Genomic DNA, 21,119 nt, shown 5'->3' with positions numbered 1-21,119 from the left:
CATGAGCGAACCCAAGGAGATGCCCTTCAACGTGCCGCTGATCGACATCGCGCAGACGCTGGCGCGCGCGGGCTTCCTCGACGCCCGAGGAGAGCGCTACAGGCTCTGCGAGGAATGGGCCCGCGACTTCCAGGCCGACTTCGAGGCCCGCGCCGCCGCCGGCCGCGAGCCGGGCAGCACCTACCTGCGCGACGTGACCGCCTTCGCGCTGCGCCGGGCCGCCGCTTACGGTTTCGCGGCGCGCAGCGAGGACTACGGCCCTCGGCTGTGCAGCGAGATGCGGCTTGCCGCCGGCGTGCGCTGAAATGAAGAAGACGGATGTTCTCGTGACGTTGATCGGCATGGCGCGCGCCGGCCTGGGCTTCACGCCCACGGACGCGCTCGCCTGCATCAGCGAGCTGATCGAGCGGGAAGACAAGCAGAATCCACTGCACGACGCCAACGTGGAGAGGCTGCTGCGGCTCGGCGCGTGCGTATGGAGCCTGAAACACGGCATGCTGGCGCCGCCCTCCTCCAAGGATCTGCTGCCGCAAGAGCTGAAGCAGCCGGAATAAACGGGCAGGAGCAACGCAGGCGCCCACGACATGGCGCTTGCATTCATTCAATAATTCAAATATTCTCGAATCATGGAAGAATCAAAAGTCGTTCAGTCTCTTGCCGCGCTCGCCCAGCCGCTGCGCCTTCGCGTCTTTCGCGCCCTCGTCGTGGCCGGCCCCGAGGGCCTGACGCCCGGGGCGCTGGTCGAAGCGATGGAAGTGCCGGCCACCAGCCTGTCGTTCCACCTGAAGGAGCTGACCAACTCCGGGCTCATCACGCAGGAGCGCAGCGGCCGCAACCTGGTCTACCGCGCCGCCTTCGAGCAGATGGATGCGCTGCTGGGCTTCCTCACCGAGAACTGCTGTGCGGGCGCCCCCTGCGCGGTGGAAGACAGAACAAAGTCCTGCCACAGCCAAGGAAGCACCCCATGAAGCGATTCCACGTTCACCTTCACGTCGACGACCTGCGCAAGAGCATTGCCTTCTATTCCAGCCTGTTCGCCGCCGAGCCCGCGCGCGTCGAGGCCGACTATGCCAAGTGGATGCTCGAAGACCCGCGCGTGAACTTCGCCATCTCGACCTTCGGCAGCGGCAAGGGCATCGACCACCTGGGCATCCAGGCAGAGGACGAAGGCGAGCTGCGGGAGCTGCGCTCGCGCGCCGAACTGGCTGACCGGTCGCTGCTCGACGAAGGCGAAACCAGCTGCTGCTACGCCCGCAGCGACAAGCACTGGGTGACCGACCCGCAGGGCATCGCCTGGGAGCACTACCGCACGCTCGACACGGTGCCCGTGCACGGCATCGCGCGCGAGCGGTCATCCGCCTGCTGCGTCACCCCTGGCAAGGCCAGCGCCTGCTGCTGAGCCACCAAGCCCCTCCTCGTTTCATGACCGACACCAACACCGCCCCGCTCAACGTGCTCTTTCTGTGCACGCACAACTCCGCGCGCAGCATCCTTGCCGAAGCGCTGCTCAACGACATCGGCGCCGGCCGCTTCAGGGCCTATTCGGCCGGCAGCAGCCCGCGCGCGAACCAGCAGCCCAATCCGATGGCCATCGAAGTGCTGCACAAGGCCGGCATCGACACATCGGGCCTGCGCAGCAAGAGCTGGGACGAGTTCGGGAAGCCGGATGCGCCCCGCATGGACCTCGTCGTCACCGTGTGCGACAACGCCGCGGGCGAGTCCTGTCCCTACTGGCCCGGCCAGCCGGCGACCGCTCACTGGGGCTATGCCGATCCCTCGGCGGTCGAAGGCGACGACGACCGCAAGCGCGAAGCCTTCCGCCAGACGCTGCACGCCATCCGCCGTCGCCTCGAGCTGCTGGTGAACCTGCCGGCGGCCAGCCTCGACAGGATGGCGCTGCAGGCCACCGCCCGCGAACTGGCCGGGTCCTGACGCGCGATGTCGTCCTCCATTGCACCGCCTGGCGCGGACCAGGCCGCCGCGCAGCCTTCCATCGGCGGCTTCGAACGCTACCTCACCGTGTGGGTGGCGCTGTGCATCGTCGCCGGGGTGGCCCTGGGCCAATGGTTCCCCACCGCGTTCCAGGCGGTGGCGCGCCTCGAACTCGCCAAGGTCAACCTTCCGGTGGGCCTGCTCATCTGGGTGATGATCGTGCCGATGCTCCTGAAGATCGACTTCGCAGCGCTCGGGCAGGTCAGGGCGCACTGGCGCGGCATCGGCGTGACGCTGGTGGTCAACTGGATCGTCAAGCCCTTCTCGATGGCGCTGCTGGGCTGGCTCTTCGTGCGCCATGCGTTCGCGACGCTGCTGCCGGCGGACCAGCTCGACAGCTACGTGGCCGGCCTGATCCTGCTCGCGGCGGCGCCCTGCACCGCGATGGTCTTCGTGTGGAGCCAGCTGTGCCGGGGCGACCCGTACTTCACGCTGTCGCAGGTCGCGCTCAACGACGCGCTGATGGTGGTGGGCTTCGCGCCGCTGGTGGCGCTGCTGCTGGGGCTGTCGTCGATCACGGTGCCGTGGGCCACGCTGCTGATCTCGGTGGGCCTGTACATCGTGGTGCCGGTCGCCATCGCGCAGCTGCTGCGCGGGCATCTCCTGAAGAAGGGCCCGTCGCACCTGCAGGCCGTGGGCACGCGGCTGGGCCGCTGGTCCATCGGCGCGCTGCTGCTCACGCTGGTGCTGCTCTTCGCATTCCAGGGCGAGGCGATCATCGCGCAGCCGATGGTGATCGCGCTGCTGGCCGTTCCGATCCTCTGCCAGGTGGTGCTGAACTCGGGGCTGGCCTACCTGCTGAACCGCAAGCTCGGCGTGGCGCATTGCGTCGCGGGACCTTCGGCGCTGATCGGCGCGAGCAACTTCTTCGAGCTCGCGGTGGCGACTGCCATCAGCCTCTTCGGCTTCCAGTCGGGAGCGGCACTGGCCACGGTCGTCGGCGTGCTCATCGAGGTGCCGCTCATGCTGGCCGTCGTGTCGGTCGTGACGCGGTCACGGCGCTGGTACGAGCAGGGGCTGCCGCGCTGAAGCGTACGGGCGGGGCCGGCGGCGGCGGCTTCGCACACCGCGACTTGCGGCGAGTCAACCCGACCGTTGCCGATTCGCCTCTTCTTGCATGTGCCACAGCAGCGCGGGAAAAACCCCGACAAGCGCGCCACGCCCGCTTTGCTACATTTTTCCGTCATGCCCCACAAGACTCCCGTGACACCCGGCAGAACCGCCGCAGAGGCCAGACCCCATGGCCGCTGATCCGCCACCTCGCTCGCCCGCGGCGCTCTCGCCCCTGACGCTGGCCGACGCCGATTTCCGCCTGATGGTGGAAGCGCTCCGGGACCACGCAGTCTTCCTGCTCGATCCGGACGGCGTGATCGTCGACTGCAATCCGGCGGCCCAGGTGCTGTGCGGCTGCGAACGCGGTGGCGCCGTGGGGCAGCACTTCTCGCGCTTCCATCCGCCCGAGGCGCTCGAGACGGGCTTGCCCGCCAGGGATCTGCAGCTGGCGCGCGAGAACGGCCGGGCGCACGGCGAAGGCTGGCTCGTGCGCCATGACGCCACCCGCTTCTGGGCGGAAACCACCCTCACGCGGCTCGACGATGCGAACGGCGCGCTGCGCGGCTTCGCACAGATCACGCGCGACTTCACCGAGCGGCGCCAGCAGGAGGAGCTTCTGCGCGCGAGCGAGGAACGCTTCCGCCTCATGGTCGAGGGCGTGAAGGACTACGCGATCTTCATGCTCGACCCCGACGGCCACGTGGCGAGCTGGAACCTCGGCGCGCAACAGACGAAAGGCTACGCCGCCGAGGAGATCATCGGCCAGCATTTCTCGAAGTTCTACCCGCCGGAAGTCGCGGCGCGCGGCTGGCCGGCGGAAGAGCTCCGCAACGCGCTGCGCGACGGGCGCTTCGAGGACGAAGGCTGGCGGGTGCGCAAGGACGGCAGCCGCTTCTGGGCCAGCGTGGTCATCACCGCGGTCTACGACCGGGCGGGCCGCCACAAGGGCTTCGCCAAGGTCACGCGCGACCTCACCGAGCGGCGCCGCATCACGGCGCTGGAGGACGAGGGCCGGCGCATGACCACGTTCCTGGCCATGCTCGGGCACGAGCTGCGCAACCCGCTCGCGCCGATCTCCAACGCGGTGGAGTTGCTCAAGCGCGAACAGAGCGAGTCGCGGGTGCTGCGCAGCACCCGCGACATCATCGATCGCCAGCTCAAGCAGATGACGCGGCTGATCGACGACCTGCTCGATGTCGGCCGCATCACCAGCGGAAAGATCCAGCTCGAGGCCAAGCCCGTGCGGCTGCGCGAAGCGGTGCAGGACGCGGCCGACGCGGTGCGGGTGCTGGCCGCGCAGAAGGACCAGCAGTTCGACGTGCGGGTCGACGCCGCGGACCCCTGGATCACCGGAGACCGGGCGCGCATCGTGCAGGTGGTGAGCAACCTGCTGCACAACGCCTGCAAGTTCACGCCCGTGGGCGGACAGGTGAGCGTCGCGGTGGGCCTCGGCGCGGTCGATGCCGCCACCGGCCTGCCCGAGGCGGAGATCGCCGTTCGCGACAGCGGCGTGGGCGTGCATCCGCAGGACCTGCAGAGGATCTTCGATCTCTTCGTGCAGGGCGAGCAGGACGCCTCGCACAGCAGCGGCGGGCTCGGCCTTGGCCTGAGCCTGGTGCAGCAGCTGGTGTCGCTGCATGGCGGCCGCGTGAGCGTGTTCTCCAGCGGACGGCCTGGCGAAGGCAGCGAGTTCCTGGTGCAGCTGCCCGCATCGCCGCCGCCCGAGCCGGGCAGCGGTACGCCCCGGTCGGCCGGAGACAGGCTGGTGCTGGTGGTCGACGACAACAAGGACGCGGCCGAAACGCTCTCCCTGCTGGTGGAGGCCCTCGGCTACGCGACCAAGGTGGTCCACGGCGGACTCGCCGCCGTCGAGGCGGCGAAGGAACTGCGGCCCGACGTGATGCTGATCGACATCGGCATGCCCGACCTCGACGGCCACGCCGTGGTTCGGCGGCTGCGCGCCGAGCTGGTCGATCCGCCCACGGCGATCGCCGTGACGGGCTATGGACAGGCCAGCGACCGCGAGACCAGCTACGAGGCCGGCTTCCACAGCCACCTGACCAAGCCGGTGGACGTCGATCGGCTGGCCGACATCCTCATGCACCTGCTGCGGCCGGCGGCGCACCTGAGCGTCTGAAACTTGCGCACGCGCCAGCCGGGCGCGGATCACCGGCGTCAAGCCTGACCCGGGGCCTCCTGCATCGCGGGAGGACTTCGAGAACCCTCCCGCGCATTCACCGCGCCGGCGAGATTCCCGACCATCGCAAGCAACGCGTCGCCGAAGCCGCCGCGTGCCCGCGCATCGGTCCTGGCGCTGGTCGTCACCCGCGGCTGCGCGCTCCAGGCGATGCGGGCACCGCTGGCCTGCAGGGCCCGCACCAGCATCACGTCCTCGCCGCAAGCCAGTGGCTCGAAGCCGCCCGCACGGCGATAGGCATCGGCCGAAACGCCGAGGTTGGCGCCGTGCACGTGCCTGTGTCCGTCGGCATCGACGTAAGCGCGCGAGAAGTGCTCCTGCAGCAGGTGGCCGTCTGTTCCGTGCGCGCTCCAGTCGTCGACGCCGACCGAGCCGCAGACCGCGTCGGCGTTCTCGGCCAGCTGCCTGACCAGCCAGTCCGGCGAGACCTCGGTATCGGCGTCGGTGAACGCGAGCCAGCGGGCTCCGGCATCGACGAAGAGCCCGGCGCCGGTAGCGCGGGCGAGGCCCACGTTGCGGGCCTCGATGGCGATGCGCGCAACGCCGTGACGCTCGGCCACGGCTGCGGTCGCGTCGCTGCAACTGTCGAGCACGACGAGAACCTCCACCGGCTCGCCAGCCAACCCAGGATGGGCCGCCGCGCGCAGGACCGATGCCAGCGACGCGCCGATGCGTTCGCCTTCGTTGTGCGCGGGAATGACGACGCCGATCACCGGATGCCCTCCCGTTCGGCCACCGAGCGGCCATCGCGTGCCCACACCTGCAGCACGAAGTCGTCTTCCTCATGGAACACGAGGCGCGGCAGGCCGAGCGCAGAAAGCGCCGCATGCACTTCGTGCGTGGACAGACTGCGCTGCGCGAAATCCGCGCGCCAGTCGCAGGCGACCAGCGTGCCGTCCGCGTCGAGCGATTCGCCGCAGCATCCGGCCACGCGCCGCATTTCGTCGCGCTCGAGGAAGTAGCCCAGCTCGCTCAGGACGATCAGGTCGAAGCCGCCTGCATCGCGCGGCCACTCCGCGGGCAAGGCGTGCCGCTCCAGGCGTACGTTGGCGAGCGAACCGGTGCGCCTGCGGGCAATCTCCAGCGCATGCGGCGAGAAGTCGCTCGCCAGCACGTGGTCGCAGCGCTGCGACAGCGCCTGCGTGAGTTCACCGGTGCCGCAGCCGGGCTCGTAGGCACGCCCATACCGGGGCCGGGGCAACGCGGCCAGCAGCACCGCGCGCTTGCGGATCTCGTACCAGCGATGGCGCACTGCGTAGGGGTCCTCGCTGCCTGCATAGAGCGCGTCGAAGTAAGACCTGCGCCCGCCGCTCACAGGAACACCACCTCGTAGGGACGCCGCGCCCGCGCGACGGTGGTGGCGCGCAGCACGGGGCCGGCGCCGGTGGATGCATCGCGCCGCAGCTGGCTCGTGAATGCCTGCACCGCGGCGCGCTTGCGCCTCATGGCTTCTTCGTCCAGGTCGATGCGGACCGCGTGCCGCCAGGGCATGCGCGTGTCGCCGGGGTGCGACCAGTGCCAACCCCAGACGGGCACCTCCGCCAGCCTCGCACCGGCAGCAGCGCAGGCGAGCGCGCAGGCCTGGCCCGTGGCTTCGTGATCGGGATGGCCGTCGCGGCGCCAGGTCGTGAACACCACGTCGCGCGGCCGCAGCAGCGATACGAGCCGTGCAGCCAGCGTGCCGCGTACGGCCGCCAGGCCGCCATCGGGCAGGCCCAGCCGCACGGGTTCGACAGGCAGCCCAAGGCGCTCGAGCGCGAGCCGGGATTCGAGCGGGCGCTCCTTCGCCAGCCGCTCGACAGGCCACTCCGTCGAGCCGCCGTGGCTTGCCGCGCCGTCGGTCACCGCGATGACTTCGATCCGCGCGCCGGCATCCGCCAGTTGTGCAAGCAGCCCGCCCACCGAGAGCACTTCGTCGTCGGGATGCGGAGCCACCACCACCGCGCGCGCGTTTCGCGGAACCAGCGTGCGCGCATCGATGCGGGGCAACGCGGCCAGAACCGGCCAGCCGTTCCATTCGGCCTCGGCCGTGCCTTCTCCGCGGATGGCGGGACGGGCTACAGCATCCATGAAGAAGGCTCCTTTCCGACGTCTTGCGCGGCGAGCATGCCCAGGGCGGCGAGATCGCGTTCGGCGTGGCTCTGGCGAAGAAACACCGGCAGGTCGGCCATCGCCCGGGCGAAGGCCCGGTCGCGGCACAGCGGGCCCGCGCCCAGCGCCCTGCCCGCATGGCGCATGACCTCGTTGGCGGCCTGCTCCACGGCAAGGCGGGCGCGCAGGGCGACCTGCCTGGCGTCGTCGCGCGGATGCCGGTCGATCCACGCGGCCGCCTCGCGCAGCAGCGCGGCCGCGGGCGTCAATGCCGCGTCGATGGCGCCTAGATGCGCGAGCCGGTGCGGGTCCGGCGCCTTGCCCATGAGCCCGCGAGCCGCCCGGGCGATGCCCAGGGCGCCGCCGAACCAGCACGCGGCGATGCCCGCACCGCCCTGCCAGAAGCCGGGGCGCCGCGTGTAGTCGCCGGGGCGGCCGATCGCAGTGGCCGCCGCCTGGTCGAAGCGGACGTCCACGCTGGCGCTGTCCGCCATGCCGACCGCGTGCCATCCCTCGTCCGTGACGCGAACCCCGGGCTGGTCCATGGCGACGGCGGCAAGGCAGGGCTCGCCGTCGCGGTTCCAGCAGCTCACGACCGCGTGCGTGACGCTGGCGGCGCCGGAGCACCAGGCCTTGATGCCGCTCAACCGGATGGCCGTGCCTCTTTCCTCCTCGGCGATCACCCGGGCATCCGGCGGCTCGGCACACCAGGTCGCCCATCGCGCTCCTTCGGATGCGGACAGCCCACCACCGAGTTCGGCCTGGATCGCGAGCGCATCCGTATGGCCTTCGAAGAGCTTGACCAGCGAGAGATCGTGGGCCGCCACTTCCGCCAGCACGCGCCAGCGCGCGAGTGTCTGGCCGGCGCCCGGCATGGGCAGCACGTCGAGCCCTGCCTCGACAAGGTGCCTGAGCGCCAGGCGGCTGCCGTGCCGAAGCTGCAGGTGCCGCAAGTCGTCGTCGGAGGGCTGGTCGTACATGGAAATATGAAATGAAGCGAAGGAAGGGAAAGATCAGAAAGGACTTCGTTGGTGCGAAATTAGGCAGGCCGCGCCTCGCGGTTCGTCGGTGGGCTGCGCTCGCACCTGTAGGAGGAACCGCGAGGGCCGGGCTGCCGGAGCATCGTGGGCCATCGTGGGCAAGTAGTCCTACACCCCGACCCGAGCATTCCCGATGAGACGCGCCGCCGATCGGAGGGAGACCAGTGGCCTGGGCTTTGAAGCGAGCGTCGGCGTCTCCCAGATGCGTCGGCAAGGAGAAAGTCATGGCCATGGTCACAAACGTCATCTCGTCCGACCGGGTGGAAGGAACCACCGTCTACAACGCCGCGGGCGAAAAGCTCGGCAGCATCGACGACCTCATGATCGACAAGCTCTCGGGGTAGGTGCGTTACGCCGTGCTCGAGTTCGGCGGCTTCCTCGGCATGGGCAAGGATCGCTATCCCATCCCCTGGAGCATGCTGAAGTACGACACCGCACAGGAAGGCTACGTGGTTCCCCTTCAGAAGGAGACGCTCGAAGGCGCGCCCCGCTACGCGGACAACAGCATTCCCGACTACGACGAAAGCTACACCGCGAGCATCAACAAGTACTACGGCCTCTGAGTCCGGGTGCCCCCCTCGGCAGGTCCTTGAAAGCCCATGTACGCGCACATCCAGCTCGGCGCCCGGAACCTGCCCCTCATGTGCGCCTTCTATGACCAGGTGCTTGCGCACCTCGGGCTCGAGCGGGTGGTGGCACTGGAGAACATCGGACCTGCCGGCCTCTACTGGCGACGGCCGGGGCGGCGCTGGCCGCAGTTCGTGATCAATCGCCCGTTCGATGGCCTGGAAGCCGGCGTCGGCAACGGCACGCAGGTCAGCTTCCTGGCCGATCGACGCGGCACGGTGGACGCGATGTGGGCAGCCGCCCTCGCCCACGGCGGGCACGATGAAGGCGCCCCCAGCCTGCGGGCGCGCTACGCGCCGGACTTCTACGCAGCCTACTGCCGCGACCCAGAGGGAAACAAGCTCTGCTTCGTGCATACGGACGGCTCCTAGCTGCGCGCGCATCCACACGCACAGGGTTGTTGCGCCCCGTTGCCGCGGAAGACCGGGACTGCCAATCACGCACGTCGATCTCCTACGCGGCGCGCACAGCGTGATCGTCAACGTTCCCGAAGGATTCGGAGATTCAGGAAGCGCGTTTCCTTCACCCACCCGACCCTGATGATCGAGAGGACGATATGCAACGTTTCAAGGATCGCGTCGTCATCGTGACCGGCGCAGGCAGCGGCATCGGCGAAGCCACGGCGCGCCGCTTTTCGCAGGAGGGCGCGAGCGTGGTGCTCGCGGGCGACACGCTCGCCAAGCTGCAGCGCGTGGCGCGCGATCTGCCGGAAGAACGCACGCTGGTGAAGGTGGCCGACGTTTCCAGCTTCGGCCAGGTGCAGGCGCTGGTGGACGCAACGGTCGAACGCTTCGGCGCGCTGCACGTGCTTTTCAACAATGCTGGCATCGCGGTCGAAGGCACGGTCACGCAGCCGCCGCTGGAAGACTGGAACAGGATCATGGCCGTCAACGCCGGCGGCGTGTTCCACGGCTGCCGGGCGGCCATGCCGCACCTGGTGCGCAGCAAGGGCTGCATCGTCAACACGGCCTCGGTTTCGGGCTTGGGCGGCGACTGGGCGATGGGCTTCTACAACGCGTCTAAGGGCGCCATCGTCAACTTCACCAAGGCCCTTGCGCTCGACCACGGCAAGGACGGCGTGCGCGTGAACGCGGTGTGCCCCAGCCTCACCTTCACGCCCATGACGCAGGACATGAAGGACGACAGCGCGCTGATGGCGAAGTTCGCCGAACGCATTCCGCTGGGGCGCGGCGCCGATCCTTCGGAGATCGCGGCCGTGGTCGCCTTCCTGGCGAGCGACGACGCGAGCTTCGTCTCGGGCATCGCGATGCCGGTGGACGGCGGGCTGATGGCCTCCAACGGCCAGCCCGACATGGGCTGAGGAGCGGCACGCCATGGCATCAAAGACAGTCGGCGACTTCGTCGTCGAGCGCATGCACGAATGGGGCGTTCGCCGCATCTACGGCTATCCGGGCGATGGCATCAACGGCATCGTGGGCGCGCTCGACCGCGCGGGCGACGCCATCGAGTTCGTGCAGGCCCGCCACGAGGAGCTGGCCGCGTTCATGGCCTGCGCGCACGCCAAGTTCTCGGGCGAGGTGGGCGTGTGTCTCGCGACATCGGGGCCCGGCGCCATCCACCTGCTCAACGGCCTCTACGACGCGAAGCTCGACCACCAGCCGGTGGTGGCGCTGGTCGGCCAGCAGAAGCGCAGCGCGCTGGGCGGCGACTACCAGCAGGAGGTGGACCTCGTCTCGCTCTTCAAGGACGTGGCCCACGAGTTCGTGCAGATGGCCACCAGCGCCGAGCAGGTGCGCCACCTGATCGACCGCGCGATGCGCATCGCGCGCGACCGCCGCACCGTGACCTGCGTGATCTTCCCGAACGACGTGCAGGAGCTTCCCGCCGTGCCGGTGCCGCCGCGCGAGCACGGCACGGTGCACAGCGGCATCGGCACCACGGCGCAGTCGGTGGTGCCGCCGCCCGATGCGCTGCAGTACGCGGCGGACATCCTGAACGCCGGGCGCAAGGTGGCGATCCTCGCCGGCGCGGGTGCGCTGCATGCGGGCGACGAACTCATCGCTGTGGCCGAACGGCTGGGCGCGGGCATTGCCAAGGCACTGCTCGGCAAGGCCGCGGTGCCCGACGATCTTTCCTTCGTGACGGGCGCCATCGGCGTGCTCGGCACGCGGCCCAGCTCGTGGATGATGGAAGAGTGCGACACGCTGCTGATCGTGGGCTCTTCCTTTCCGTATGCAGAGTTCCTGCCTGAAGAGGGACAGGCGCTCTGCGTGCAGATCGACACCGACGCACGCGCGCTGGGCCTGCGCTATCCAGTCGAGCTGGGCCTCGCGGGCGACAGTCGCGCCACGCTGGCGGCCCTGCTGCCGCTGCTTGCTCAGAAGGAGGACACCTCGTGGCGCGAAGCCCTTGAGAGTCAGGTCGCGCACTGGTGGCGTGTGCTCGAGGCGCGCGCCCATGTGCCGGCGTCTTCGGTCAATCCGCAGCGGGTGTTCTGGGAACTCTCGCCACGCCTGCCCGACTTCGCGGTGATCACCTGCGACAGCGGCTCGGCCGCCAACTGGTATGCGCGCGACGTGAAGCTGCGCCGCGGCATGAAGGCCAGCCTCTCCGGCGGGCTGGCGACCATGGGGCCTGCCATTCCGTACGCGATCGCGTCGAAGCACGTTCACCCCGAACGGCCGGTGGTCGCCCTGCTGGGCGACGGCGCAATGCAGATGAACGGGATCAACGGCCTCGTCACCATCGCGCGGCTGTGGCGCGACTGGATCGATCCGCGGCTCGTGGTGATGGTGCTGAACAATCGCGACCTGAATCTCGTGAGCTGGGAGCAGCGCGTGCTGGGCGGCGATCCGAAGTTCGAGGCATCGCAGGAGCTGCCCGACTTTCCCTATGCGAGCTTCGCCCGGATGCTGGGACTGGAAGGCATCCGCGTGGACACGCCCGAAGCCATCGGCGACGCATGGGACGCGGCCTTCGCGGCCGACAGGCCCGTGCTGCTCGAGATGGTGACCGATGCGGCGGTTCCGCCATTGCCGCCGGACGTCTCGCTGGCGCAGACCCGGGCGTACTTCTCCGCGCTGTGGCAGGGCGACCCCGAGGGCATGCGCACGCTGAAGGCGGTAATACGGGAATACTGGGCGAGCTTCAAGGCTGGCCGGGTGGAAAAGACTTCCTCTTGATGTGCGCCCGGCGACCGCTGCGGCGGTCGCCGGGACGTATTTTCAGATGCGTCGGGCTTCGCGGCCCCTTCACGCTTTGGCGCGCAACTGGTCGCGCAAGGCCTTGATCTGGTCGTGGTTGCGCTGGGCCCCCTGGGCCTGACGCTCCACCACGGAGCGCACATCCGCCGGGATCGGCGCCTTCAGCGCCTTGCGGTAGCGGGCCACCGCGGCATCCTCGCCGCGCTCGCACTCCTCCAGCATCGACAGTGCGCTGTCGGCGCCGAGGGACCCCTTCACGTGCACCCAGCCGCGGTGCATTGCGCCGCTCACAGTCCCGCCGTCGTCGACCTTTCCGCCCAGCCGGCGGATCAGCTGCGCCAGTTCCGAGGCAGCCGCGGCGCACTGCGAAGCCCGGTCCTGGAAGACCTGCTTGAGCTGAGTGGAGTTGACTTCGTCGGCGCAGGCCTTGAAGCCGTATTCGCCGTCGCGCGCGTTCTCCAGGAGGTCGTCGAGTACGTCGACCACTTCATCGGATCCAGTGGCGCCGGGGTTGCCGGCGGTTGTGTAGTCAGGCATGGAAAGCTCCTTCAAGTTGAGGCAAAGGCCGAAACAGGCGGCTTGCGCCTGCATTCGACCGACGGACCGGAATGGCCCGCTGCAGTCCATGGTGCGCACGCGCCGCGGGGACGGTGTCGTCCACCCCGCAGGGGCACTGTCAGTCATTTCCCGCCGCGTGCAAGCCGGCGCAGGACAGCCGCCGGCGCAGCCGTCCCGCGTGCCGGCTCGCCGCTCAGCTCACTTCGACGTCGATGCGCCTCGGCTTCGCGTGCTCGGCCTTGGGTATGCGCAGCTTCAGCACGCCCTGCGCGAGCTCGGCGGAAACCTTCTCGGTGTCCAGTTCCTTGCTGAGCGTGAAGACGCGCTGGAAGCGCCCGAGCCCGACCTCCGTGTGGCTGGTCTTCAGACCATCGGGCACGCTGAGGCTCGACTGCGCCTCGATGGTCAGGGTCTCCGCTTCCACATGCAGGTTCAGGTTCTCGCGCGAGACCCCCGGAAGGTCGGCGTAGAGGGTGATACCGGCCGCATCCTCGATCACGTCGACCGGGGGCGTGAGTGCCGCGCTGCCATAGCGCGACGCCTTCTGCCTGGAATCGGTGCTGTCCGGAGCACCGGAAGAACGGGTCTGGATGTCGTTGCTCATGGTGTTCATCTCCTTGGGTTCACTGGACGGCGATGCGGCGCGGCTGGGCCGACGCGCGGCGGCGAACGGTGATGCGCAGCACGCCGTCGCGCAGCTTGGCGTCGACCGCTTCGGGATCCGCATCGTCGGGCAGCGTGAGCATGCGGCGGAACGCTCCCTCGAAGCGCTCGTTGATGTGCACCGCAGCCTTCGCGCCCGCCTCAGGCAGAACGCTCCTGCGCTCCCCGGCGATCGTCAGCAGGCCGCGCTCGAGGTGGACCTCCAGCGTGGCCGGGTCGACGCCGGGCGCAAAGGCATAGATTTCCACCGCCTGCGCGGTCGTGCCGACGTTCAGCGCCGGAAAACCGTTGCTGCCGAAGCCCCGGATGGTGGGGGCCAGATCGAACGCCTGCTGCATGTCCCGCTGCAGGCGATCCATTTCCGCGAGCATGTCGCGGGGAAAGAAAGACCGGTACATGGCTGAACCTCCAAAAAACTGGAACGGACAAAACCTGGAATGGGCCGCAGCCCTTACTGGGGCAGGTGATGCGCACGGGTCGGCTGCGAGGAGCCGTTCGCATAGGGGCGAAGCCGTGCGGTGATGCGCGGCAAACGGTTTCGCCAGCGCGGAGGTCGTGATTCCGGATAGTTGAATTTCGCCAGTTCCTCGCGCCCCTTCTGGGTGACGGCCAGCACTTGCGCGGCCAGGGCGGAACCGGACAGGGACAGCGGATCCGAAGGCGATGGCACCAGGGCGACGACGAGCCCGGCGGCGCGCAACACCCTGACCTGATCGATGTCCTCCGTGCGGTAGAACGTGACAGGCAGGCGAGAGCCGGCGATTTGCTTGAGCAAGTTCATGGTCATTTCGATACCTCCTTTTCGGTCGACCAATTTCCGACGGAGGTGAAGATAGGCGACGTGCCGCGAATTTCAAGAGGGAAATCTTCGGCACCCCGAACCCGCGCGGCGTGCACATGAAAGGCATCGCAGGGCCTTCATGAAGCCGAAGAAAAAAAGCCCGGCCGCAGGGCCGGGCTGAGGTTTACAGCAAGCCTGCGAGGGAGACCGCAGGAAGCCGAAATTTACGACACGACTGCGACTCGCCGCTGTCGGACAGTTCCGACACCAAGCGCGTGCCCGCACGCGTGCAAGGACTGTCAAGGCTGCGCCGGGTGTTCTTCACTGGTCTCGGCTCGCGTCGCGATCAATCCGCCGATATAGCTCTGCGCGCGCAACTGGAAGAGATCCAGCGCGGCTTCCCGTGTGGGGCACTGCGTCAGGACGAGCACGCACCGAGTACGGCGCCCCTGGCGCAATTCGGCCTTTCCGGAAACGGGCCGTCGGGTGCCTGCTGCAGCTCCAGCAAGCGTGTCCATCCTTCCGGCAGATCGATAGCTTTCAGCTCGGTGATTGGCGCAAAAGAATAGGTTCCGCCACAACGACGCTCAAGTTCAGCCCACGGCGCCACTGGGTGAATGGCGACGCTCTACCTCCCCATGACAGAGAAGCTCTCCGCACACCGGAGAGCGCATGAGCGAGCGTCGCGTGCAGCGGCGAGATCGACATCGACTCGTCCGGCCGGCGCTGACGCATTTCCGGATCTTTCCTGCAGGCTTCTTGCGGCAATGGCCGACGTTCGGGCACCGCGGCACCGGCCAATCTCGCTCTCCGCCGCAGGAGAGTTTCACCCCATGGACCACATCTTCGCCCGCTTCGCCAACCGGATCGCCCATATCGCGGGCAGCCCCCTCACCTTCCTGGCCTGTGTGGCTGTGGTGATTGCATGGGCCATCGCCGGACCGTTCTTCGGGTACTCGGAAACGTGGCAACTCCTCATCAATACCGGCACGACCATCGTGACCTTCCTCATGGTGTTCCTGATCCAGAACACCCAGAACCGCGACGGCGTGGCGCTGCAGACCAAGCTCGACGAACTCATTCGCTCCTCCGACGCGCAGAACGAATTCATGGGGATCGAGAAGCTCACCGACCAGGAACTGACGGCTCTGCATGAAAGATGCGAAGCAGCGGCCAGGAAAGGTCATGCCGCGCTCGAGCAGACGCGGGCCGAACGCCGCAGGCGCGGGCACGAGCCCCCCGCAGGAGACTAGAGCAGACCTTCGCTGACGAATGGAAAGAAAAACAGCAGCTGCAGGCGCGTTCCCAGTCCCACTTCAGGCTCATGGTCGTGGATTTCTTCGGTGCCGCTCCCGGTGCTGATCCACTGCAGCCGATCGCCTGGTTCCAGCAGGCGCAGGTGATAGGTACCCGATGCGCGCGCCCCGTCGATCAGCCCGAATATGTCCTTGGCAAGTGCTGGCGAATCGATGATCAGGCCGAGCTCGGTGTTCAGGCGCGAGGAGCGCAGATCCATGTTCATGGAACCGACAAAGCTCCTGCGACGGTCGATCACCAGCAGCTTGGCATGCGAACGTCCCACCGCATTCTTCAGCGACGAGGCCGTGATTCCGGATGCCGCCTTGGCATCGCCCGAGCCGTCCTCATCGTTAGGCACGCCTGTGGTGCGCATCGCAAGCTGCTTGAGCTGGCTCGCGTCGACTTCGTCGATCTCCACCCCCAGCTTGAGCATCGGGACACGGTATCTGGCGTAGGCTGCGCTCGCGAACGGTTCGTCGTTCGACGAGAGCGAATTGGTCAGAAGCGAAATGCGCCGCCCTGCCCGGCGCAGTTCTCCAAACAGCGCGAGACCTCGTTGCCCAGGAATGAAATAGGGAGTGGACAGCGCGATCTCCGACCGGGCGGCACGCATCGCCTCGATCACCTGCGAAGTGACGGTGCTCACGTCGTCGCCCTGCTCGGCACGGCCGCCCACCTTCTCGGGGTTGTCGGCAAACACGTCGACATGCCCATACAGCATCTTGAGCGGCATGGGCCTCGAGAGGTCGCCCGACAGTGGCCTGTAGCCGAGCAGGTCGGGCGAGTCCGGCGGCGGCGTTGGGTAAGCCGCTTCGCCGTCGGCCACCAGCTTGTCGAAGGAATCCCGCAGGGCTTGCGGCGTCTCCTGGCTGACTTCGATCTCATGGAGCGGATAGACGTGCGGGCTGTTCCAGTAGGTGTCGAAGACGGCCTGCATTTTCGGCACCGCGGCTCCCGCGAGCAGCAGATCGAAGTCGAGGAAATTTCCTTCCTTGTCGTGAAAGAAATATTCGTTCGCGATGTTGCGCCCGCCCGCGACCGCGAAGGCACCGTCGGCGATGAACATCTTGTTGTGCATCCGATGGTTCACGCGCGAGAAGTCGAGCAATGAGAACCCCCAGCGCGTCAATGCGAAGGACCTCCCTGCCGGGAACGGGTTGAACAGGCGAACCTGCACATTGGGATATGCCGCCAGCGCGAGCAACATGCCGTCGCTGTCGGCCGTGTACATGTCGTCCACCAGCAGGCGCACCCTCACGCCGCGAAGCGCCGCATCCTTGACGGCCTGCAGCAGCGCGTGCCCCGTGACGTCGTTCTGCAGGAGGTAGTACTGCAGGTCCAGCGAGCTTTGGGCGTGGCGTGCCAAGGCCAGCCGTGCATCCATCGAGTAGGCGCTCAAGGGCAGCGGTCGAAAGGCCGACGACTCTCCTGCAGGAACGCTCTGCGCTGCGATGCGGCCAAGCGCGGTGCCGGTACTGGCCGCGATGGATGTATCGGCCTGCCGACTCTGCGAAGGTGGCGGCAACGACGCACAGCCCTGGAGGAGCAGCATCAGCAGCGCGGCGATCAACAGTGGCGTCCAGCAGGTCTTCTTCATGAAGATGAACGATCGAGTGAAGGCAGTTCCAGGCGAGCTTTGTCGCGAGGGGCTCGTCACGCCGCTTCCGTCGCGGCGCGTATCAACCGCACTTCCTGAAGAAGGTCGGCCACGGCGCCGTCCAGCATCTCCAAGGCGGTGGCATCCACGAGTTCGCCGTCGCGAAAGCGCGAGCCGATGACGGGAATGGCCACGTGCGGTCGCGACAGGGGCCGGGCCAGGGTGGCGGCCAGCGCGTCCCTGACCTGCGCCTGCGCCCGCACGCCGCCGAGCGCCCCGGGCGACGACGTGACGACCAGTGCCGGCTTGCCCTTCAACGGCGAAGCAAAAGCCGGACGCGAAGCCCAGTCGATGGCGTTCTTGAGCACGCCCGGGATGCCGTAGTTGTATTCGGGCGAGCACAGCACCAGGCCGTCGGCCTCTGCGATGGCGGCCTTCAGTGCGGCCACGCCTGCCGGCGGGTTTGCGCCGTCCAGATCGGCGTCGTACAGAGGCACTTCCTCAAGGGTGACCACCTGCAGCGTCACTTCGGCGGGCAGCCGCGCCGCGAGGTGGCGCAACAGCATGGTGCTGTACGAGCCCCGGCGCAGGCTGCCGGAAATGCCGAGAAGGCGAACAGCGGAAGGAACGACATCCAAACGGGAAGCAGTCATCATCAGGATCCCAACAAAATATTGACAAAACCAATTTTATGCACAAAATACAATCCATGCAGAAAATGCAGACAGCCCAGCGAGAACCCACCTTGGTCGACCAGGCCTTGGCGCGGCTGCGGCATGACGTGCTCAGCGGCACCTTCGCGGCCGGCACCAAGCTCAAGGTCGACGATCTGCAGAACGCCTATGGGTTCTCCAGCAGCCCGCTGCGCGAGGCCCTCAGCCGGCTGTCGCAGGAAGGGCTGGTCACCGCCGACGAGCGGCGCGGGTTCCGCGTGGCGCTCCTGTCGGCGGCCGACATGGCCGACATCACGCACATGCGGTTGATGCTCGACGTGCAGGCGCTGCGCGATTCGATCCAGCGCGGCGACGACGCATGGGAAGGCAATGTGGTCGCGGCCTTTCACCGGCTGGAACTGGTGGAGTCGCGTCTGTCCGACGGTCCCGTGATCCTGGACGACACCTGGGCCGATCTGCACCGCGGCTTTCACCTTTCCTTGCTGGCGGCCTGCGCATCGCAGCGCCAGCTTCGCTGGAGCGAGAGCCTGTTCGACCAGGCCGAAAGGTACCGCCGATTCAGCGGACGCTTTCGCAAGACGCTCAAGCGCAAGACCAACGAGCACCGCCGCATCCTCGATGCAGCGCTCAAGCGCGATGCCGATACCGCGTGCGCATTGCTGGAGGAGCACATGCTCGGCACGCTGCGCAACGTCGAGGCCATCCTCAAGGACGGGGTGCCGCCGGTCCCCTGACCCTTCCCCGGATCGCCCCGTTTTCCATAACAACACCGCTTTCGTCGGAGACAAGACAGCATGCTCAAGGTCCTCAGACCCACGCCTTCCCATTTCGGCATCTTCGTGACCGACCTGGAGAAGATGGTCGCCTTCTACACAGAGACCTTCGAGCTGACCGTCACCGACCGTGGCGTGGGAAGGACTTTCAAGAACCAGCTGGTCTTCACCAGCGCGAGCCCCGATCAACACCATCAGCTGGTGCTCGCCTCCGGCCGCCCGGCGGATGCGACCTTCAGCACGGTGATGCAGATCTCCTTCGTGGTGCCCAGCATCCAGCACCTGCGCGACGTCTCGCAGCGGGCCCTGGAACGCGGGGCCACGGACCTGCGCGGCCTCAACCACGGCAACGCGCTATCGATCTACCTGAAGGACCCCGAAGGCAACACGGTCGAGATCTACGTGGACATGCCGTTCTACGTGTCGCAGCCGCACGGCGATCCGCTGGACCTGAGCAAGGACGACGAGACCCTGATGCGCGAGACCGAGGCCATCTGCCGCAGCGACCCGACCTTCATGCCGCTGGAGCAGTGGCAGGCCCAGTTCCAGGCCCGTTCACCTGCCGCGCCATGAGCGCCGGCGCCGTTCAATAACCGCATCCACCCTTCCCATTCCACGGAGATTCCATGAAGCTGCTTTCTTTCCTGCACCAAGGTCGCGAAACCTGGGGCGCCGTCGTCGGCGACGGCGTCGTCGAACTCGCCCAGTCCCGCCCGCACCAGCCCACGCTGCTCGACTACATCGCATCCGGCGACTACCTGCACGCCGCGCAACATGTGGAAGGCCTGCCGGCGGTCGCCAAGCTGGCGGACATCACCTACCTGCCGGTGATCACGCGCCCCGAGAAGATCGTCTGCGCGGTGCGCAACTACATGGATCACCACCAGGAGGTCCTGGCCGCGGGCATGCAGCGCGAGTTGTCGGCAGAGCCGCCCATCTTCCTGCGCGTGTGGCGCTCCCAGACGGCCCACAACCAGCCCATCGTGCGGCCGAACGTGTCCGACTCGCTCGACTGGGAAGGCGAACTCGCCGTCATCATCGGCAAGGGCGGCCGCAACATCGCGGAAGCCGATGCATACGACCACATCGCCGGCTACTCCTGCTACAACGACGGCAGCGTGCGCGAATGGCAGTTCCACGCCAAGCAGATCGCCTCGGGCAAGAACTTCGAGTCGACCGGCGGCTTCGGTCCCTGGATGGTGACGGCCGACGAGATCGCGCCGGGCCGCGAGCTCAAGCTCGAGACGCGGCTGAACGGCCAGGTGGTGCAGTCCAGCCACACGGGGCACATGATCTTCAGCGTGCCCAGGCTCATCAACTATGCCTCCACCATCTTCACGCTCAGCCCGGGCGACGTGATCATCACCGGCACGCCCGCCGGCGTGGGCTGGAGCAAGAAGCCGCCGCAGTACATGAAGCCGGGCGACGTGTGCGAAGTCGAGATCGAGGGCATCGGCGTGCTGCGCAACCCGATCGTCCAGCAGGCCTGAGTACCCCTGCTGCGCGCCGACGCGGTCGGCGCCTCCCCTGCCGCCTGCGGAGCTGATCCCGCCGGCGTTGGCACCGGCACGCCTCCAGGGCCGGCGCCTGCCCTCCGCCTTGCAGGCGGACCCTCATTCAAAACGACGGAGACAACATCATGCAGCGCAGAGACTTTCTCGCCGCAGGCCTGAGCCTGGCCTGCACCATCCCTTCGATCGCGCGGGCCCAGGGCTATCCCGACCGGCCCGTACGCATCCTGCAGGGCTTCGCCGCAGGCGGCAACGCGGACACCATCGCTCGTGTGGTGGGCAACGAAATGACGAAGACCCTGGGCCAGCCCATGGTGGTGGAGGCGCAGACGGGCGCCGGCGGCACGATCGCCTCGGCCGCGGTGGCCCGCGCCAAGCCCGACGGCTACACCCTGCTGCTGGCCACCGGCGGCCATGCAGTGGCCGGCGCGCTCTACAGCAAGCTGAGCTACCAGACCGTCTCGGACTTCGAGATGATCTCCACGATCACCTTCTTCCCCTTCCTGATCGTGGTGCGTGCCGACTCGCCCTATGCCTCGCTGCAGGATCTGCTGAAAGCGGCGCGCGCGCCCGGCGGCAACATCTCCTACGGCACGGCAGGCATCGGCAGCACGCACCACCTGGCGGGCGAGCTGCTGGTCAAGACCGCGGGCGTGCCCATGCTCCATGTGCCGTACCGCGGCGATGCGGCGTCGATCACCGCGATCCTCTCGGGAGAGGTACCCTTCATCATTTCGCCGCCGACGGCCGTCATGGGCAACCTCAAGGCGGGCAAGCTGCGCGCACTGGCCACCACCGGCCCGCGCCGCTGGTCCCAGATGCCGCAACTGCCCACGGTGCAGGAGCAAGGCGTCGCCGGCTATGAAGTCACGTCCTGGGCGGGCCTGATGGCGCCTGCCGGCACACCCCGCCCCATCATCGAACAACTCAACGCCGCCGTGCAGAAGTCGCTGGAATCCGCTCAAGTGCGCGCTCGCCTCGAAGACATCGGCGGCGAAGCGCGCGGCAGCACTCCCGAAGAAATGCGGCAGCTGGTCCAGAACGAGCTGCGCAAGTGGACGACGGTGGTGAACGAAGCCCATATCCCCAAACAGTGAGG

At 67.8% G+C, this 21,119-nt stretch carries 26 protein-coding genes and 1 pseudogene; 16 read left to right on the top strand and 11 right to left on the bottom strand.

What is annotated here, in order from left to right; genetic code table 11:
- Nucleotide 1 precedes the first annotated feature (1 nt).
- The 7 genes from EJP67_RS25745 to EJP67_RS25715 all read left to right on the top strand — a co-directional run bounded on the left by EJP67_RS25745 (nt 2) and on the right by EJP67_RS25715 (nt 5,182).
- Complete coding sequence (locus tag EJP67_RS25745) at nt 2–304, top strand: hypothetical protein (protein WP_126024586.1); 303 nt, start codon at nt 2–4, stop codon at nt 302–304.
- Nucleotide 305: 1 nt separating this feature from the next.
- Nucleotides 306–554 (top strand): hypothetical protein, encoded by a 249-nt coding sequence (locus EJP67_RS25740; protein ID WP_126024585.1) that lies wholly within the window; start codon nt 306–308, stop codon nt 552–554.
- 72 nt (nt 555–626) lie between these two features.
- The gene (locus tag EJP67_RS25735) at nt 627–968 is read left to right on the top strand and encodes an ArsR/SmtB family transcription factor (protein WP_126024584.1); all 342 of its coding nucleotides are present in this window, start codon (nt 627–629) and stop codon (nt 966–968) included.
- Entirely contained in the window at nt 965–1,399 is a 435-nt protein-coding gene (locus tag EJP67_RS25730; RefSeq protein WP_126024583.1) for an ArsI/CadI family heavy metal resistance metalloenzyme, read from the top strand. The genes EJP67_RS25735 and EJP67_RS25730 overlap by 4 nt, the downstream gene beginning before the upstream one ends.
- 23 nt (nt 1,400–1,422) lie before the next feature.
- Nucleotides 1,423–1,932, top strand: coding sequence for an arsenate reductase ArsC (locus EJP67_RS25725; protein ID WP_126024582.1), 510 nt, complete (start codon nt 1,423–1,425; stop codon nt 1,930–1,932).
- 6 nt (nt 1,933–1,938) lie between these two features.
- On the top strand, nt 1,939–3,021 hold the full coding sequence (gene arsB, locus EJP67_RS25720) for an ACR3 family arsenite efflux transporter (protein WP_126024581.1): 1,083 nt from the start codon (nt 1,939–1,941) through the stop codon (nt 3,019–3,021).
- Between the two features lie 211 nt (nt 3,022–3,232).
- Nucleotides 3,233–5,182, top strand: coding sequence for a PAS domain-containing hybrid sensor histidine kinase/response regulator (locus tag EJP67_RS25715; RefSeq protein WP_126024580.1), 1,950 nt, complete (start codon nt 3,233–3,235; stop codon nt 5,180–5,182).
- Between the two features lie 38 nt (nt 5,183–5,220).
- Here the strand turns inward: EJP67_RS25715 and EJP67_RS25710 are convergent, their stop codons facing one another.
- From EJP67_RS25710 to EJP67_RS25695, 4 genes are read right to left on the bottom strand one after another with little or no spacing between them, the layout of a single operon-like run.
- Complete coding sequence (locus EJP67_RS25710) at nt 5,221–5,955, bottom strand: glycosyltransferase family 2 protein (protein ID WP_126024579.1); 735 nt, start codon at nt 5,953–5,955, stop codon at nt 5,221–5,223.
- A complete protein-coding gene (locus EJP67_RS25705; protein ID WP_126024578.1) occupies nt 5,952–6,557 on the bottom strand; it encodes a class I SAM-dependent DNA methyltransferase in 606 nt (201 codons plus the stop codon). The genes EJP67_RS25710 and EJP67_RS25705 overlap by 4 nt, the downstream gene beginning before the upstream one ends.
- A complete protein-coding gene (locus EJP67_RS25700) occupies nt 6,554–7,312 on the bottom strand; it encodes a PIG-L deacetylase family protein (protein ID WP_126024577.1) in 759 nt (252 codons plus the stop codon). The genes EJP67_RS25705 and EJP67_RS25700 overlap by 4 nt, the downstream gene beginning before the upstream one ends.
- Nucleotides 7,300–8,313 (bottom strand): acyl-CoA dehydrogenase family protein, encoded by a 1,014-nt coding sequence (locus tag EJP67_RS25695; protein ID WP_126024576.1) that lies wholly within the window; start codon nt 8,311–8,313, stop codon nt 7,300–7,302. The genes EJP67_RS25700 and EJP67_RS25695 overlap by 13 nt, the downstream gene beginning before the upstream one ends.
- A 284-nt stretch (nt 8,314–8,597) precedes the next feature.
- Here EJP67_RS25695 and EJP67_RS25690 point away from each other — a divergent pair.
- From EJP67_RS25690 to EJP67_RS25675, 4 genes and pseudogenes are all read left to right on the top strand, one after another.
- Nucleotides 8,598–8,936 (top strand): annotated as a pseudogene (locus tag EJP67_RS25690) (PRC-barrel domain-containing protein).
- A 36-nt stretch (nt 8,937–8,972) separates the two neighbouring features.
- Nucleotides 8,973–9,371, top strand: coding sequence for a VOC family protein (locus EJP67_RS25685; protein WP_126024575.1), 399 nt, complete (start codon nt 8,973–8,975; stop codon nt 9,369–9,371).
- Between the two features lie 185 nt (nt 9,372–9,556).
- Nucleotides 9,557–10,321 (top strand): meso-2,3-butanediol dehydrogenase, encoded by a 765-nt coding sequence (gene budC, locus EJP67_RS25680; protein WP_126024574.1) that lies wholly within the window; start codon nt 9,557–9,559, stop codon nt 10,319–10,321.
- 13 nt (nt 10,322–10,334) lie between these two features.
- Nucleotides 10,335–12,143 carry a thiamine pyrophosphate-requiring protein gene (locus tag EJP67_RS25675; protein WP_126024573.1) on the top strand — a complete coding sequence of 603 codons (1,809 nt, stop codon included), beginning with the start codon at nt 10,335–10,337 and terminating at the stop codon, nt 12,141–12,143.
- A gap of 69 nt (nt 12,144–12,212) precedes the next feature.
- Here the strand turns inward: EJP67_RS25675 and EJP67_RS25670 are convergent, their stop codons facing one another.
- The 5 genes from EJP67_RS25670 to EJP67_RS33835 all read right to left on the bottom strand — a co-directional run bounded on the left by EJP67_RS25670 (nt 12,213) and on the right by EJP67_RS33835 (nt 14,684).
- Nucleotides 12,213–12,701: a ferritin-like domain-containing protein gene (locus tag EJP67_RS25670; RefSeq protein ID WP_126024572.1), complete on the bottom strand. Its 489-nt coding sequence runs from the start codon at nt 12,699–12,701 to the stop codon at nt 12,213–12,215.
- Nucleotides 12,702–12,915: 214 nt separating this feature from the next.
- Nucleotides 12,916–13,326 carry an Hsp20/alpha crystallin family protein gene (locus EJP67_RS25665; RefSeq protein WP_206169560.1) on the bottom strand — a complete coding sequence of 137 codons (411 nt, stop codon included), beginning with the start codon at nt 13,324–13,326 and terminating at the stop codon, nt 12,916–12,918.
- Nucleotides 13,327–13,345: 19 nt separating this feature from the next.
- Nucleotides 13,346–13,783, bottom strand: coding sequence for an Hsp20/alpha crystallin family protein (locus EJP67_RS25660; protein ID WP_126024570.1), 438 nt, complete (start codon nt 13,781–13,783; stop codon nt 13,346–13,348).
- Between the two features lie 53 nt (nt 13,784–13,836).
- Nucleotides 13,837–14,172 carry a hypothetical protein gene (locus EJP67_RS25655; RefSeq protein WP_126024569.1) on the bottom strand — a complete coding sequence of 112 codons (336 nt, stop codon included), beginning with the start codon at nt 14,170–14,172 and terminating at the stop codon, nt 13,837–13,839.
- Nucleotides 14,173–14,465: 293 nt separating this feature from the next.
- The gene (locus tag EJP67_RS33835; RefSeq protein WP_206169559.1) at nt 14,466–14,684 is read right to left on the bottom strand and encodes a hypothetical protein; all 219 of its coding nucleotides are present in this window, start codon (nt 14,682–14,684) and stop codon (nt 14,466–14,468) included.
- Nucleotides 14,685–14,999: 315 nt separating this feature from the next.
- Here EJP67_RS33835 and EJP67_RS25650 point away from each other — a divergent pair, with 315 nt between their 5' ends.
- Nucleotides 15,000–15,419 carry a low affinity iron permease family protein gene (locus EJP67_RS25650; RefSeq protein ID WP_126024568.1) on the top strand — a complete coding sequence of 140 codons (420 nt, stop codon included), beginning with the start codon at nt 15,000–15,002 and terminating at the stop codon, nt 15,417–15,419.
- Here EJP67_RS25650 and EJP67_RS25645 read toward each other — a convergent pair.
- Nucleotides 15,416–17,062: a phospholipase D family protein gene (locus EJP67_RS25645; protein ID WP_126024567.1), complete on the bottom strand. Its 1,647-nt coding sequence runs from the start codon at nt 17,060–17,062 to the stop codon at nt 15,416–15,418. The two genes, EJP67_RS25650 and EJP67_RS25645, sit on opposite strands and share 4 nt — an antisense overlap.
- Before the next feature lie 56 nt (nt 17,063–17,118).
- The gene (locus EJP67_RS25640) at nt 17,119–17,715 is read right to left on the bottom strand and encodes an NADPH-dependent FMN reductase (protein WP_126024566.1); all 597 of its coding nucleotides are present in this window, start codon (nt 17,713–17,715) and stop codon (nt 17,119–17,121) included.
- Nucleotides 17,716–17,753: 38 nt separating this feature from the next.
- Between EJP67_RS25640 and EJP67_RS25635 the strand changes: the two genes are divergently transcribed.
- The 4 genes from EJP67_RS25635 to EJP67_RS25620 all read left to right on the top strand — a co-directional run bounded on the left by EJP67_RS25635 (nt 17,754) and on the right by EJP67_RS25620 (nt 21,117).
- Nucleotides 17,754–18,470: a GntR family transcriptional regulator gene (locus tag EJP67_RS25635; protein WP_126024565.1), complete on the top strand. Its 717-nt coding sequence runs from the start codon at nt 17,754–17,756 to the stop codon at nt 18,468–18,470.
- 60 nt (nt 18,471–18,530) lie between these two features.
- Entirely contained in the window at nt 18,531–19,082 is a 552-nt protein-coding gene (locus EJP67_RS25630; RefSeq protein ID WP_126024564.1) for a VOC family protein, read from the top strand.
- A 53-nt stretch (nt 19,083–19,135) separates the two neighbouring features.
- Nucleotides 19,136–19,999, top strand: coding sequence for a fumarylacetoacetate hydrolase family protein (locus tag EJP67_RS25625; protein WP_126024563.1), 864 nt, complete (start codon nt 19,136–19,138; stop codon nt 19,997–19,999).
- A gap of 149 nt (nt 20,000–20,148) precedes the next feature.
- Nucleotides 20,149–21,117 carry a Bug family tripartite tricarboxylate transporter substrate binding protein gene (locus tag EJP67_RS25620; protein WP_126024562.1) on the top strand — a complete coding sequence of 323 codons (969 nt, stop codon included), beginning with the start codon at nt 20,149–20,151 and terminating at the stop codon, nt 21,115–21,117.
- Nucleotides 21,118–21,119: the final 2 nt, after the last annotated feature.

The organism is Variovorax guangxiensis (genome assembly GCF_003952165.1).
GTDB classification, from domain to species: domain Bacteria; phylum Pseudomonadota; class Gammaproteobacteria; order Burkholderiales; family Burkholderiaceae_C; genus Variovorax; species Variovorax guangxiensis.
The sequence above is the reverse complement of the archived record's forward strand: the minus strand, read 5'-3'. Positions and strand labels throughout refer to the sequence as shown.